General features: G+C 64.8%; 11 protein-coding genes and 1 pseudogene. 1 reads left to right on the top strand and 11 read right to left on the bottom strand.

Annotated elements, in window-relative coordinates; genetic code table 11:
- Positions 1-100: 100 nt before the first annotated feature.
- Positions 101-1060 (bottom strand): endonuclease domain-containing protein, encoded by a 960-nt coding sequence (locus tag AB4Y73_RS11265; protein WP_441871541.1) that lies wholly within the window; start codon positions 1058-1060, stop codon positions 101-103.
- Between the two features lie 163 nt (positions 1061-1223).
- Positions 1224-1913: a TrmH family RNA methyltransferase gene (locus AB4Y73_RS11260; RefSeq protein ID WP_441871539.1), complete on the bottom strand. Its 690-nt coding sequence runs from the start codon at positions 1911-1913 to the stop codon at positions 1224-1226.
- Positions 1914-1965: 52 nt separating this feature from the next.
- On the opposite strand from AB4Y73_RS11260, the gene AB4Y73_RS11255 reads away from it, so the two are divergent.
- Positions 1966-2796, top strand: a complete 831-nt coding sequence (locus tag AB4Y73_RS11255) for an HAD-IIA family hydrolase (RefSeq protein WP_441871537.1) — start codon at positions 1966-1968, stop codon at positions 2794-2796.
- On the opposite strand, the gene AB4Y73_RS11250 is transcribed toward AB4Y73_RS11255, so the two are convergent.
- The 9 genes and pseudogenes from AB4Y73_RS11250 to AB4Y73_RS11210 all read right to left on the bottom strand — a co-directional run bounded on the left by AB4Y73_RS11250 (position 2793) and on the right by AB4Y73_RS11210 (position 14183).
- Positions 2793-3842 (bottom strand): thioesterase domain-containing protein, encoded by a 1050-nt coding sequence (locus tag AB4Y73_RS11250; protein ID WP_441871535.1) that lies wholly within the window; start codon positions 3840-3842, stop codon positions 2793-2795. The genes AB4Y73_RS11255 and AB4Y73_RS11250 overlap by 4 nt on opposite strands.
- Before the next feature lie 81 nt (positions 3843-3923).
- A complete protein-coding gene (locus AB4Y73_RS11245) occupies positions 3924-4550 on the bottom strand; it encodes a hypothetical protein (protein WP_441871533.1) in 627 nt (208 codons plus the stop codon).
- A gap of 96 nt (positions 4551-4646) precedes the next feature.
- Positions 4647-5405, bottom strand: coding sequence for a GAF and ANTAR domain-containing protein (locus AB4Y73_RS11240; protein ID WP_441871531.1), 759 nt, complete (start codon positions 5403-5405; stop codon positions 4647-4649).
- A gap of 86 nt (positions 5406-5491) precedes the next feature.
- Positions 5492-6064: an orotate phosphoribosyltransferase gene (gene pyrE / locus AB4Y73_RS11235; RefSeq protein ID WP_441871714.1), complete on the bottom strand. Its 573-nt coding sequence runs from the start codon at positions 6062-6064 to the stop codon at positions 5492-5494.
- A gap of 75 nt (positions 6065-6139) precedes the next feature.
- A pseudogene (locus tag AB4Y73_RS11230) lies at positions 6140-7351 on the bottom strand (FAD-dependent oxidoreductase); the annotation flags it as partial.
- Positions 7352-7425: 74 nt separating this feature from the next.
- Complete coding sequence (locus AB4Y73_RS11225; RefSeq protein WP_441871712.1) at positions 7426-9717, bottom strand: gluconokinase, GntK/IdnK-type; 2292 nt, start codon at positions 9715-9717, stop codon at positions 7426-7428.
- A 70-nt stretch (positions 9718-9787) separates the two neighbouring features.
- The gene (manD, locus tag AB4Y73_RS11220) at positions 9788-11017 is read right to left on the bottom strand and encodes a D-mannonate dehydratase ManD (protein ID WP_441871529.1); all 1230 of its coding nucleotides are present in this window, start codon (positions 11015-11017) and stop codon (positions 9788-9790) included.
- 39 nt (positions 11018-11056) lie between these two features.
- Positions 11057-12493, bottom strand: coding sequence for a glucuronide transporter (gene uidB, locus AB4Y73_RS11215; RefSeq protein WP_441871527.1), 1437 nt, complete (start codon positions 12491-12493; stop codon positions 11057-11059).
- A gap of 316 nt (positions 12494-12809) precedes the next feature.
- Positions 12810-14183 (bottom strand): mannitol dehydrogenase family protein, encoded by a 1374-nt coding sequence (locus AB4Y73_RS11210; protein ID WP_441871710.1) that lies wholly within the window; start codon positions 14181-14183, stop codon positions 12810-12812.
- Between the last annotated feature and the right edge of the window lie 16 nt (positions 14184-14199).

Genomic DNA, 14199 nt, shown 5'->3' with positions numbered 1-14199 from the left:
CTAGCCACCATCCTAGCCATTTCTCTGCAGCGGCAGTGTTTCCGGTCACGCGGGCGGGTAACACTCGCGCTCACACCCTGTGCCGAGAGTGCACTTCGCGCTAATGTCCGGCGCCACGACCAGCGCGAAGTGCGATCTCGGCGCGGTACGCCAGGGCGCTGCGCACCTTGCCAACGACGCCGGGCCGGTCACCCGTAAGATCGATCCTCGAAACCCGGACCTCGTACCACCCATAGCGGGCGGACACCTCGGCCCGGACGATGTCCTTTTGATACTGGTCCTCGCGCCCATGGTGTTCTCCGTCGTATTGCAGGGCGATCCGGTGATCGGGATACGCCGCATCGGGCCAGAGGACAGGTAGCCCCGAATCACCGCGAACGATGTGGTTCAGAACAGGTTCGGGCAGCCCTGCCATCACCAGGGCCAGACGCATCCTGCTTTCGGGGACGGAGTCGACGCCCACACGGATCAGCTCAAGCGCCTCGCGGGCCTTCCGGATTCCACGCAACCCCGGGTACCGGCCAACGATGTTGCGCAGCTCCTGAATTCTGCATATGGCATCGCGAGGGAACGGAAAATCCTCCCCATGACTGCTCACCAGGTAGTCCCCTGCTATCACCAGATCATCCACAGAATTGCGCATAGAGGCCAGGTCCAGCCACGTCCTGGCCGGTGTGGTGAGCCGGACGCCGTCGCACTCCATCACCTCATCCGGTGCCAGCGTCAGGAGGTGACCCGCCACGTTGGCCCTGCGCGGAGCAGCGAACCCGCGGCGCCGCGGCAGATGGATACGCCAGTCGCCTTCCTGCGGAGCCGGCACCGGCATCCCTATCACCCGCGCGGCTGAGCACAGCACCAATATGGATGTGTCATCCACGTCTGTATACGCCCGCACAGCGTCCGCACCGGAAGGCTGTGCGGCCAGTGGAATCCGTATCCCGCGGGACACCGGAAGGAGATCCTTGGCCCTGGTCCGGGTGCGTGTCACGCCGGCTTTGTCCGACGTCCGCAGAGCAAAGGCCACGCCCTTCAGCTGGTCCGGCAACTCGGCTTTGCGCATGCACCCAATTGTTGCCCTGATGCTTTACCCACGCAGGAGTTATCCACAGCCCCGGGTGCTCCGGTGCACCGAGAGTGCACTTCGCGCTGGTGCACCGCGATTCGACTAGCGCGAAGTGCACTTTCGACGGGGTTTCGGAGGGCGGTGGTAGGGGTGATGCGGGCTAGGACACGGGCTGGTTGAACACGTGCCGGCGGATCCAGGCGTGCATCGCTATGGCCGCCGCCGAAGCAGCGTTGATGGAGCGGGTGGAACCGAACTGCTCGATGGAGAGGGTGGCCAGCGCGGCGTCGTGGACTTCCGGGGTCAGCCCTGGCCCCTCCTGGCCGAACACCAGCACGCAGTCCCTGGGCAGCTCGTACGTCTCCAGCGGCACGGAGTCCGGGAAGATGTCGATCCCAATAATCGCCAGCCCCTCCCCCTGCGCCCATGCCACGAAATCCTCCACTGTGGGGTGGTGGCGGACGTGCTGGTAGCGGTCGGTGACCATGGCTCCGCGGCGGTTCCACCGGCGTCGTCCGATGATATGCACTTCCTTGGCGAGGAATGCGTTGGCGGTCCGCACCACGGTGCCGATATTCATGTCGTGCTGCCAGTTTTCGATGGCGATGTGGAAGTTGTGCCGCTTGGAATCGAGGTCCGCCACGATCGCGTCGTGCTTCCAGTACCGGTACTGGTCCACCACGTTGCGCCGGTCCCCGTCCGCCAGCAGCTCGTGGTCCCATTGAGCGCCTTCGGGCAGCTCGCCTTCCCAGGGCCCGACGCCGACCTCCGGCTTTGGCGCGTATTCCTCCTCAGGCTCCGTCTTTCCGAATGCGTGCGGATCGGCTGGGGTCCCGGGCGTTTGATTCACCCCTCAACACTAGACTGGTGCACTGGAGCATTCATCACCTGTGGAGGTAAACGTGGCAGAAGCAGACGAGGTAGCAGGAAACCCTGCGGTGTACCGCAGCGGACAGGAGATTGAATGCTGGCTGACGGACATGGACGGCGTACTGGTCCACGAAAACCATGCCGTACCGGGCGCCGCAGAACTGATCCAGCGTTGGGTGGACACATCCAAGCGATTCCTGGTGCTGACCAACAATTCGATCTTCACGCCGCGCGACCTGGCGGCCCGGCTCCGTGCCTCCGGGTTGGAGATTCCCGAGGAGAACATCTGGACGTCCGCCCTGGCCACCGCGCAGTTCCTCAAGGACCAGGTGCGGGGTTCCGGTTCGGGAAACCGCGCCTACACCATCGGCGAAGCAGGGCTGACGACGGCGCTGCATGAGGCGGGCTTCATCCTCACCGACCAGGACCCGGACTTTGTGGTGCTCGGCGAAACCCGCACGTATTCCTTCGAGGCAATCACCATGGCCATCCGACTTATCCTGGCCGGGGCCCGCTTTATTGCCACCAACCCGGACGCCACCGGCCCGTCCAAGGACGGACCCATGCCCGCCACGGGTGCCATCGCCGCGCTGATCACGAAGGCCACCGGCCGGGAACCATACATTGTTGGCAAGCCGAATCCCATGATGTTCCGTTCCGCGATGAACCAGATCGACGCCCATTCCGAAACCACCGCGATGATCGGCGACCGGATGGACACTGACATTGTTGCCGGCATGGAGGCCGGGCTGCACACGGTGCTGGTGCTCACCGGCATCACGCAGCGCGAGGATATTGCTGCTTTCCCGTTCCGGCCCAATCAAGTGCTGAATTCCGTGGCGGACCTGAAGAACCAGATTTAGAAGATGCTCACCCTCGAGCCCCCGCGGGGCAACGGGAAGAACTCGTCCATCAGCTTATCCACGATGGGCCGGTAGACGAGCGGACTCCAGCCCGGGCTCGCGTGGGCCGGAAGGGCACCTACGGTCTGCAGGTCCGCGGAAACCATGCGGGGGGCGAACACGGCGGACCACGCGTTCCTGGCCCCCTGGTACCGGACCGTGCGGTCATTCGGGTTGCCGATGTACGCCATCCGGGCGCCGCCCAGCTGGTCCACAAAAAGGCTGCCGTCGAAGTGGTAGATATACGCCGACTCCGACTGGATCAGCACGCTGGACGGCGCGATCGGAGACAGCTGCTCCCACGACTGGTCAATGATCTGGCGCCATGTCCGCTCATCTTTGTGGATAACGCGCTCCCCCAGCTCGTAGCTGCCACGCAGCACGGAGGGAAAACGAAAGCCGCTCTCGTAGAGGAACACCACGCCGTCGAACCAGCTCTCGTCCAGCACGTCGCTCCGGCTGTACGGGCTGGAGTCCAGCAGGATGAACTCGACTTCCACTCCGTGCAGTTCCCGAAGCCGCGCGGCTACTTGCGTGGCCACCATGCCGCCGAAGCTGTGCCCGTAGAAGTAGAGCTTGGTGAGCTTCTTTGCACGGACGTGTTCAATGACCGCGCTCACCACCTGGTCGATATCCAGCCCCTGGTTGGAATAACCGACGGCGGCCAGCATCCCTCTCTTGTTCAACGCCCCCCGCAGGGCGTTCAGGATCCACTGCGCCTCTTCCCAGCTGGTCTTGAAGCCCGGGAAGAGGAACCAGCTGGCATTCGGGTAGTAGGCGTCCGCGAAATCGTCCGGCACCTGCAGGATCCTGTTGACCCGCCGTTCTGCCTGCACCCGGCGGGTGAAGAGCATGTCCGCCGCGAGCACGGTGGAGGCACCCGCTCCGGCGAGGAACCCGCGGCGCGAAAACCGCTTGAGGGCAGCGGCGTCGGCAAGCAGCCGGGCTTGGTGCACCCCTGGCTGCCCGGGCCTTTCCAGCGGTTCTGCTTCCTCTCGGTACGGCACATCTCTACCGTAGCCACAGGAGAAGCCGCCCACGCAACCCGGTTTCCCCTTGACCGGGAGCCGGGCGGGGACAAAGCGGCGTTAGCTTGCGGCTTGCCGTTCCTCGGCTGGGTTCAACAGCTCAGTGAGCGGGGTCCGCCGCAGAATTTCCTCGCCGATGTCGTTGTACCGGCCAAGCAGGTCCGGGCCGCCCACAGCCTCCGGGTCATCAAGCAGCGAAAACACTTCGTCGCTGGCGGCGTAGAGTTCGTCGTCGGAGTAGTCCGCCAGTGGGCGGATGGCCAGCGGCACCGGTAGCGGCTCCGCGTCCGACAGGCTGGGAGCGTTAAAAGCAGCGGCGTATTCTGCCTCGAGTACCTCAGTGATTTCCCGTATCGGGACTACGGTGTTGCCATCCGGCTGCTCCGCTTCCGTACCGGTCAGCAGCAAGGAAACGCCGCCACCAAGAGTGACTGGCGCGCCTTCCATGGTGTTCAAGTCCGTGCGAAGGCCGGCCAGTGCCGTTGACTCCACCCGGGCGGCCCGGGACAGGTCAACACTGACGTAGGACTGGATTCCCCTGCTGCGGAGCGTCTGAATCATGTGGACGAGGGCTGGGCGCGATGCCTGGTCGAGGCTCCCGAGGACGTCAACCCGGACGGTGTCTGTGAGCTCGTCATGGTTGGTGGTGGCTTGCAGGCCGTCGCCGCCGTTTGAGGGGTGGTCCATAGGTACTCCAAATAAAGGGGGTGTCTATGGCCGACGGCTCAACCTCCGCAAGCGTAGCCTTCGGATTGACCCGGCACAAGCGCAGGCAGTGCGCGTTCAGACCGCCTGGGCCTGTTCCGGCTGCTGGTAGTGGGTGCGGGTGCCGGTTCCGCCTACGGAGTCCACGAGAGCCTTCGCAATGTCCCGAAGTTTGGTATTGCTGTTGCTCGAGGCATCAGTCAGGATCTGGACCGCGGCATCCTGGCTGCAGCGGTTCTGTGCCATGACGACGCCAATCGCGATGTCGATGATGGTGCGGGACTCCAGGGTGGCACGGAGGTTGGTGGCGTTGTCGCTGTGGGCTGCGCACCTGACCGCCAGCCGCAAGGCCTGGGAAATCTCCCGGGTAAAGCCACGGGCTTTGGCTGCGGCGCGTTCATCGAATTTATGCGGCACATCCGAATAAAGGTTCAGCGCAGCCCGGGCCTCGCCCTGAAGATTAAAGGGCAGCGAAAGCACGGAACGCAGCCCATGGGAAGCCACTGCGTCCGCGTAGGTTGGTCCCCACCGGTCCTCCTCGAAGAGGTCCGGCACGTTGACTTCGCGCTGCTCCTCGGCCGCGGTCAGGCATGGGCCCTGCGACAGCGAGTATTGGATTTCGTCTACGTCGCGGGCGTCGTCGCTGCTCCAGCCGATGGTGGCAGCCTTGCGGTCACGGAGGAGCGTAATTCCGCACAGGGCGTCATCGCCGTCGCCCGCCATCTGGTGCGCCGAAAACCTGGCGAGTTCATTGAGGAAATCCTCAAAGTCCGCACTTTCCAGGATGAGGTTCTGGATTTGTTCGGTGGTGTTCAAGGGTGCTTCGGGTGGGAGCATGGTGCACTTTCTCCAAATGGTGCGAAAAGGCCTGAGAATATGATACCGGCACCTCGGCTCCCCGACCCTCTTCCAACCCCTGGCTGTTAGGAAAGTCCCAGCTCGTCCTTGCCGAAGGCGAACAGGTACGGCACGCCGGTTTCGGCCTCGATCTTTTCCTTGGCCCCGGTGTCCCGGTCCACGATGACGGCCACAGCCACCACATTCCCGCCTGCCTTGCGGACGCCTTCGACGGCGGTCAGCGCGGACCCGCCGGTGGTGGACGTATCCTCGAGCACCAGGACTTTGCGCCCCTCGACGGACGGCCCTTCGACCTGCCGGCCCATGCCGTAGGACTTCTGGGCCTTGCGGACTACAAAGGCGTCCACGGGACGGCCGGCATCAACCGCCACGTGCATCACCGCGGTTCCCACGGGGTCGGCACCCATGGTCAGGCCGCCGGCGCACTCAAAGTCGATCCCGGCGTCGTCGGCCAAGGCCAGCATGACCTGACCCACCAGTTTGGAGGCTTCGTGGTGCAGCGTGATGCGGCGCAGGTCGATGTAGTAGTCGGCCTCGGCACCGCTGGAGAGGATCACTTTGCCGCGGACAACGGCAAGTTCCTTGATCAGTTCAAGGAGGCGGGCACGTGCGGCGGCGGCATCAAGAGGGGAAGTCATGGTCTCCAGTTTAGTGGTTTCCGGGTTTGTGACGGCGCGGCCCTGCGCCTCCCGCGGCCGAACGCGGCGCGCAAAGGCCGGTGCATGTTCGGGCCTGGGTCCGAAGGCGATCATCCGGGGCAGGAGCCGCCGCGCCAGCGGAACATGCCGGACCACAAAGAGCAGGAACGGCGGGACCCCTGTCCTCTTCCCGGTGAACAACGGAACGAACACTGCCCGGTGCATCACGCGTTGGACGGTTTGGACAACAACTGTGGGCATCCTGCGCCGCCGCTGCACCGCCGCCAGGTCCTTGACACTGACGTCGCGGCGGAGAAGTGCGGGAGCCAGCCGGGCTGCGGCCGCGACGGCATCCTGGATGGCAAGATTGATCCCCACGCCTCCGGCCGGTGACATGGCGTGGGCGGCGTCGCCGATGCACAGCAGCCCCTCCACGTACCACCGCCTCAGCCGGTCCAGCCGCACATCCAGCCAGTGAAGATCCTCAATCGAACGGATCGAGTCCACGCGGTCGGCCAGGTCGGGACGCAGGCCGGCAACCCGTTCCCTGAACCGTTCCACCCCTTCAGCCCGGATCCGCGCGTCCATTCCTTTCGGGCCGAGGTACCCCATCTGGTAGTAGTCGTCACGGAACAGGGCAATCATGGCTTCCCCGTCCCGGAACGCGGGAACGATCCCCGCAACCTCGCTCTTTTCCGAAGCAAGTCGCGGAAGCCTGAACCACCAGGTGTCGAACGGCACCGGGTACTCCTTCGGCTGGAGCCCGGCGCCGCGACGCAGCACGGAATGGCGTCCGTCGGCGCCCACCACCAGGTCCGCGCGGAGTGTCCCTTCACTGCCATCACGCGTCCGGTAGCGGACACCGGTGACGCGGCCGCCGTCGAAGATTAACGACTCGGCTTCATGCTCCATCAGCAGCGTGAAGGTCGGTTCGCGCGCAGCCTCGCCGGCCAGGAAGTTCAGGAAGTCCCACTGCGGCATCATGGCGATGTAGTTGTACGGGGGCTTCAAAGATGCGAAATCGCCGAAGGTGACCAGGCCGGCGCCCGGGACTGGAAGCGCAACGGTACTCAGCCGGCTCTGCGGAAGTTTGCGGAATTCGTCGCCGAGTCCGAGCTCGTCAATCAACCGGATCGTGGAGGCATGCACGGTGTCGCCGCGGAAATCCCGGAGGAAGTCGCCGTGCTTTTCCAGGACCGTGACTCTCACGCCCGCCCGGGCCAGCAGCAACCCCAGCATCATGCCCGCCGGGCCTCCACCTACAACAGCGCATGCCGTCCGCTCCATGCCCTAACGCTACGCCGGACACACCAAGGCCGCACGCTCAATTGATGCGCGTGCGGCCTTGGTGCGGTGCCTGGTTAGAGCCGGGTGTCGAATGAGTCGCAGAAGACGTTGTCGTTGAACGTCCCCTGGAACCCGGACTTGCCCATGATCTTTTCGATCGTGGCCCGGATGGCCTCCACCGAATCCGCATGCGTGTGGATAGCGGTCTTGACCATCGGCACGTCAATGAGGTGGTTCGGCTGGTTCAGTGACACCAGCACCGTGGGCACTTCCGTGACGTACCACGGGATTTCCGCCGCCATGGGAGTGGACCACTTGATGCGGATGGCCGCTTCCTGGGCAAACCCTTTGACGTTGGCGAACACAAACGCGGCGTCGTACTTGTCCGCGTAGTCCCCCGTGGCTTCCTCGGAAATGACGGACATAAAGTTGATGCCCGTCTCCCCCGCAGCCTCACGCTGGGCGGCCGTCTTGAACAGGTGCACCTCGAAGCCGGCTTTTTCCAGCTCGTCCTTGACCTTCTCCAGGTAGGCCAGCGGATCAGCCCGGGTAAAGTCCGAATCGCCGGAGATGCCGTACAGGCGGATCCGTTTGTGCGTTTCCGGCGTGATGGGCAGGTTGTGTGCGGTGTCCTTGACCAGGGTGACGGTCTTGTCCGCAACCTCGGCGGCCACGGCACGGTGCTCCGCGCTGCCGATCTTGGCCAACGCGTCGGTGGCCGGAACCAGCTCCTCGCGGGCCTTCAGGTGCAGCCCCAGCGAGGCCTTGAGTGCCAGGATGCGGCGCAGGGCGTCGTGCAGGCGCTGCTCGGTGATGACCCCGGACTTGTAACCGTCCAGCATGTAGCCGAAATCCTCCGCCGGGTTGCGGAAGAACAGGAACATATCGCAACCGGCGGCGATGGTGGCAGGGACCAGGTCCTTGCGCTTCATGGCCTGGGTCAGCCCGATCATCTGCGAGGCATCCGTGAGGATCAGCCCGTTGAAGCCAAGCTCGCCACGCAACAGGTCCTGGAGCAGCTCGGGCGCCAGCGTGGCCGGCTTGATGTCCGCATCTGCCAGGCCCGGGCGGAAGTGCCGGGACAGCTCCGGCGCACCGATGTGCCCGATCATGATCGACTGCACGCCGTGGCCGATCATTTCGCGGTACACATGCCCGTAGGTCTTGTTCCACTCCTCGTAGCCGAAGGTGTTGTAGGAGGTGACCACGTGCTGGTCGCGCTCGTCCACACCGTCGCCCGGGAAATGCTTCATGGCACAGGCCGTGGGTGACTCGCTGATGCCGTCGAAGTATTCCTTGGCGCGCTCCACGACGATCTCCGGCGTGTTGCCGAAAGACCGGGTGGAGATGACCGTGTTCCGCCAGTTGTAGTGGATGTCCACGATCGGAGCGAAGGCCCAGTTGCAGCCCAGTGCGGCGGTTTCGACGCCGGCCACCTGGCCCATCCGGCGTGCGATGGACTTGTCCGGGTGCGATCCGGCCTGCAGGTGCGTGGACACAAACGTGCCGTCGTCGCAGCTTCCGGCCCCACCCATTTCCGGGTTGGACGCCACCAGCAGCGGCACCTTGGACTTCGACTGGGCGTAACGGATGTGCTCCTGCACGGCGCCCGAGGGGCCCGGCCGGTAGCGCATGCCGCCCACGTGGTAGTTCTCCAGCACGCCGTCGAGGTACTCCGGGGAGTAATCGTTGTTGTGGTTGATGAAGAGCTGGCCGATCTTTTCCTCGAGCGTCATCGATTCCAGGGTGCTGTTCACCCACTCAACCGCTGCGTCATCGAGGTTGAACGGCGCGGCCTTGAGGTCGACGTCGAACTGGCGGCCCTGGGTGCCGGCGGCACCTGAGGCGCTGTCTGCTGAGCTTCCGACGGCGGGACCTCCGGCGGGTGCCTTCGCGGCGGCGATTCCTGCCAGGGCGTCGGCCACCACCTGGGCCACGGGCCCGGCGATGTCCACCACGATTCCTGCCTCATCGGCTTCCAGGGCTTCGAGTGTTGCGAGCTGCGATTCGAGCAGCCCTGCCGGCATGAAGTGCCCGGTGCGGCCTTCCAGCCGCGATCCGAGGACTTCCTTGCTGCCATGCAGGTGCAGGAACACCGTGTCCGGCGCCTGGGCGCGGATGGCGTCGCGGTAGCTCCGGCGCAGTGCCGAGCAGGCCAGGACCAGTCCGCCGCTTCCGGCGGCGGCAAGTTCCGTACCCACCCTGGCGAGCCACGGCCAGCGGTCCTCGTCGGTCAGCGGTGTGCCGGCGGCCATTTTGGCGACGTTCTCCACGGGATGGAGCGAATCGCCGTCGAGGAACGGTACACCCAGTTCCCTGGCCACCAGGTCACCGATGGTGGTCTTGCCGCAGCCTGAGACGCCCATGACGATGACACGGGGGCCGATCCGGCCCTCGGTGGATGTGCCGGTTTGGTTGTTGATCACCTGTGGTGCCTCACCAGTCATGGACAGTGCCGTCCACCAGGCGGTTGTACGGCAGGTAGGCCTGCTGGTACGGGTAGGCAGCTGCGGCTTCTTCATTGAATTCGACGCCGATGCCGGGCTTGTCGCCCGGGTGCAGGTATCCGTCCACGAAGGTCATGGACTGCTCGAAGACCTCGTTGGTCTTGTCCGAGTGCTGCATGTATTCCTGGATGCCGTAGTTGTGGATGGCCAGGCCCACGTGCAGTTGGGCGGCGAAGCCCACCGGGGAGATGTCGGTGGGGCCGTGGAAACCGGACTTGATCTGGTACTGGGCGGCGAAGTCCATGACCTTCTTCAGCGGGGAGATGCCGCCGAAGTGGGTGGATGCTGCGCGGACGTAGTCGATCAGCTGTTCCTTGATGATGGTCTGATAGTCGTACACGGTGTTGAAGATTTCACCGATGGCCAGCGGGGTGGTGGTGTGCTGGCGGACCAGGCGCAGGGCCTCCTGGTTTTCGGCGGGCGTGCAGTCCTCAAGCCAGAAGAGGTCGTACGGTTCCAGGGCCTTGCCAAGCTTGGCCGCCTGGATGGGGGTCATGCGGTGGTGTCCGTCATGCAGCAGCGGCAGTTCCGGACCGAATTCGTTGCGGACGGCCTCGAAAACGGTGGGCAGGTGGCGCAGGTAGGCGCGGGTGTCCCAGTCCTCTTCCACCGGAAACGCGCCGCGGCCGGCAGGCTCGTAGTCGTAGCGTTCGCCCGAGGCCTGAGCCTGGGCAGCCACACCGTAGACGGCTTTGATGCCCGGGACGGCGGTCTGGATGCGGACGGACTTGTAGCCCAGTTCCAGGTGCTCACGGACGGAGTCGAACAGCGACTCGATGTCCGAGCCTGAGGCGTGGCCGTAGGCCCGCAGGCCGTTGCGTGACGCACCGCCGAGCAGCTGGTAGACCGGCATGTTGGCCACCTTGCCCTTGATGTCCCACAGTGCCATGTCCACGGCGGCGATGGCCGCCATGGTGACCGGGCCGCGGCGCCAGTAGGAGCTGCGGTACAGGAACTGCCAGGTGTCCTCGATCCTGTGCGGATCCTTGCCGATCAGCAGCTGTGCCACGTGCTCTTTGAGGTATGCGGCAACAGCAAGTTCGCGGCCATTCAGCGTAGCGTCACCGATGCCGGTAACGCCGTCGTCCGTTGTGATGCGCAGGGTCACAAAGTTCCGGGACGGGCTTGTCACGAACACTTCAGCGGCAATGATTTTCACGGCAGTTCCTTTCGGGGGGCAACAGGTAAGTTGTTGGTGCTAGAGCTTTTGGCCTGAGGGCTTGCCGGCGTCAACAAGCGTGCTGACGTCAGCGGAGGCGGTGGGGGTGGCGTGGTTCTCGTCAGCCGGGCCGGCATACGCCGTTTTGGTGCGGCGGGCCTGGATTTCCTTGAGGATTTCCGCGTGCGTGGCATCTGTCAACTTGTACTTGGACATGACCAATACCGCAAGGATCACCATGACGGCGGGGAGTGCGCCGGCCGCCACCTGGATACCGAAGATGGCGTCGGGGGTCTGGGCAGCGCCGCCGGATTTGTAGCCGCCCAGTGCGAGGGCGTAGGCGGCAAGCGCGCCGCCGACGGCCTGGCCGGACTTGCGGGTGAACGAGAAGAGCGCGTAGGTGATGCCCTCGGTGCGGACGCCGGTCTTCCACTCGCCGTACTCCACGGTGTCGGCTTCCAGGGCCCAGACCACAATGTTGACGGCGAGGACACCCACCAGGCTGATGACGAGGCCGGAAAAACCGATCCAGACCCGGCTGGCAGGGGTGAAGAAGATAATCACGCCGCCTGCGATGGTGATCATGGAGGAGTAGATGTAGACGTTCTTCTTGCCGATGGTGCGGACCAGACGGGACATAAAGGCAGCGAGCACGAAGGTCAACGCCAGCTGGACGATGGAGAGTACCGGGTAGAGGTCCAAACGGCCGAGGACATCACGCAGGTAGTACAGCTGCACGGACGTGAGGGCCAGGTACCCGGTGAGGAAGAAGAAGGAGCTCAGGCACAGCATCATCAGGGGCTTGTTGGTCTTGAGGGTCTCCATGCTCTGCTTGAGCGAGACCTTGGGGACACTGCGGTGGACGCGTTCCTTGGCGGTCAGGGCCGTGAAGAAGTACAGCGCCGTTCCGATCACCACGAAGACCAGGGTGATGGTGGTGAACGTCTGCTGGAGGTCTGCGCCGGGCTTGATCAGCGGGGCGACAAAGATACCCAGGGCGGAGCTTACGGTCAGGGCGCCGACAAGCCGGGCGGAGCCGAGCTTTGCACGCTCGCCCGGATCCTGCGTCATTGCGCCGGCCAGCGAGCCGTACGGAATATTGACGAGGCTGTAGGCGAGGCCAAGGGCCGCGTAGGTGACGTAGGCGTACAGCAGTGCCCCGGATTCACCGATCTGCGGGACGGAGAACACCGCCACGCTCAGCAGGAGCAGCGGGATGGAGCCGAACATGATGAAGGGACGGAATTTTCCAAAGCGCTTGCTGTAGGTCCGGTCGACGATCCGGCCGGCAAAGACATCGGCGAAGGCGTCGAACAATCTGACGACAAGCAGCAGGGTTCCGGCGGCCGCTGCGGAGATACCGGCAACGTCGGTGTAGTACACCAGCAGGAACATGGTGGCGGTGGTGAATGCGAGGTTGTTAGCGGCATCGCCCGCCCCGTAGCCGACGATGCTGAGCTTGTTTAGCTTTTTCATGTTTGGGCTCCTTTACCCTTGCCGCCTTGGGGGCCGGCGAAATATTGAAATGCTATGAAGCCGTGAATCCTTGGCCATGCCTCAACCGGAAAATCCACATTGGACGGGGGCCGTCTCCTGAAACTCGTTGCCTGTAATCCTAGTCACTTGGCAATAAAATGGCAAGCGGTTGCCAGAAATTTCTATTGAAAATCCGAAACTGCACGTCAGCCGAAACAGCACTGCTCTGTCCAGGTTCCCGGACCGGGCAGTGCTGTTAGCGGACAGTGCGCTTACTTAACAACGCGCTGGTGCGGCGCCATGCCAAAAAGTCCGTTTAGGCGTCTGCCGCGAAACTCCCGAGCAGGCCGGCCACCAACTCCACCACGGCGTCGTCGGCAGCAACTGCCGGATCGATCAGCGCCAGCAACGCGCGCACACGCTCCGTGCCCGCGAGCTTATTGCCGTCCGCCACCTCAGCGGCGAGCGGATCGTGGAACGTCTCGGCAGCCGCGCTGAAATCCATCCACGCCGCGATCATGAGTGCGGCAGCAGCGCCGGACCTGCCCTGGGCGCGTTCGGCCAGCAGGACCGGCACCGCCCGCATGCGCAGCTTGGTGCTGCCGTCCATGGCGATCTGGGCAAGGTGGTGGGCGATGCGCGCGTTGCTGAAGCGTGCGAGCAGGGCGTCACGGTACGCGGGGATCTCCAGGTCAGCGCCGCCGGCGGCCGCGCCGGACAGGTTGACCTCGGCCTCGTCCCAGAAGCTCGCCACAGCTTTGCGGCACTCCGGGTCCGCCAGGGCTTCGGCCACGGTGGTGTGTCCGCGGAGCTGGCCGGCGTAGGCCAGCAGGGAGTGAGCGCCATTCAGGAGCCACAGCTTGCGGTTCTCGAACGGTTCAATGTGGTCAACGAAGACCGCACCGGCATCTTCCCAGCGTGGCCGGCCGGCGGGGAAGTCACCACTGAGCACCCAGTTGGTGAAGGGTTCGGCAACAACCGGGGAGTTGTCGTGGTACCCGCAGGCGGCCTCGACGGCGGCGACGTCGGCTTCCGTGGTGCGCGGCGTGATGCGGTCCACGGACGTGCTGACAAAGCTGACGTTCGCCTCAACCCATGCCGCGAGGTCGGCGTCCCAGGCAGCGGCCAGGCCGGTCACAGCGTTGTGGGCAACGGTGCCGTTGTTGGCGAGGTTGTCGCAGCAGACCACTGCGATTGGCCCGGCTCCGGCGGCCCGGCGGGCGGCGAGGGCGAAGACCAAGCGGCCCAACGGCGTCGACGGGTTCCCGCTGCCTGAAGTCAGCAGCTCAAGGTCCGCGGCGACGTCGGACGCGTTGGTATCGAGCTGCCCGTCGGCACCCAACCGGTACGCGGCTTCAGTGACCGTCAGCGTGACCATGGCGGTGGCCGGTGCTGCGACCAGTTCGGCGAGCCGCGGCACGTCCGCGCCGTCCACCGCTTCAACGATGCTTCCGACGACGGCGAACGAGTCGCCGCTGTCAGCGCGCTCCACGAGGGTAAAGAGGCCGTCCTGCTCGGCAAGTGCAACGGCAGCGTCCGGACGGCGGCCGGTGAAGGCCGCGATGCCCCAGTCCGCGGCGTCGCCGGCCTGGCTGGTGAACCAGGCCTGGTGCGAGCGGTGGAAAGCGCCGAGTCCGAGGTGGACGATCCGGACCGGTGGTTTTGCGGCCGCGTGCAGTGTCCGGTTCAGTTGGGGAAGCGCGCCG

The organism is Pseudarthrobacter sp. TAF60_1, assembly GCF_052113505.1.
Lineage (GTDB): Bacteria > Actinomycetota > Actinomycetes > Actinomycetales > Micrococcaceae > Arthrobacter.
The sequence above is the reverse complement of the archived record's forward strand: the minus strand, read 5'-3'. Positions and strand labels throughout refer to the sequence as shown.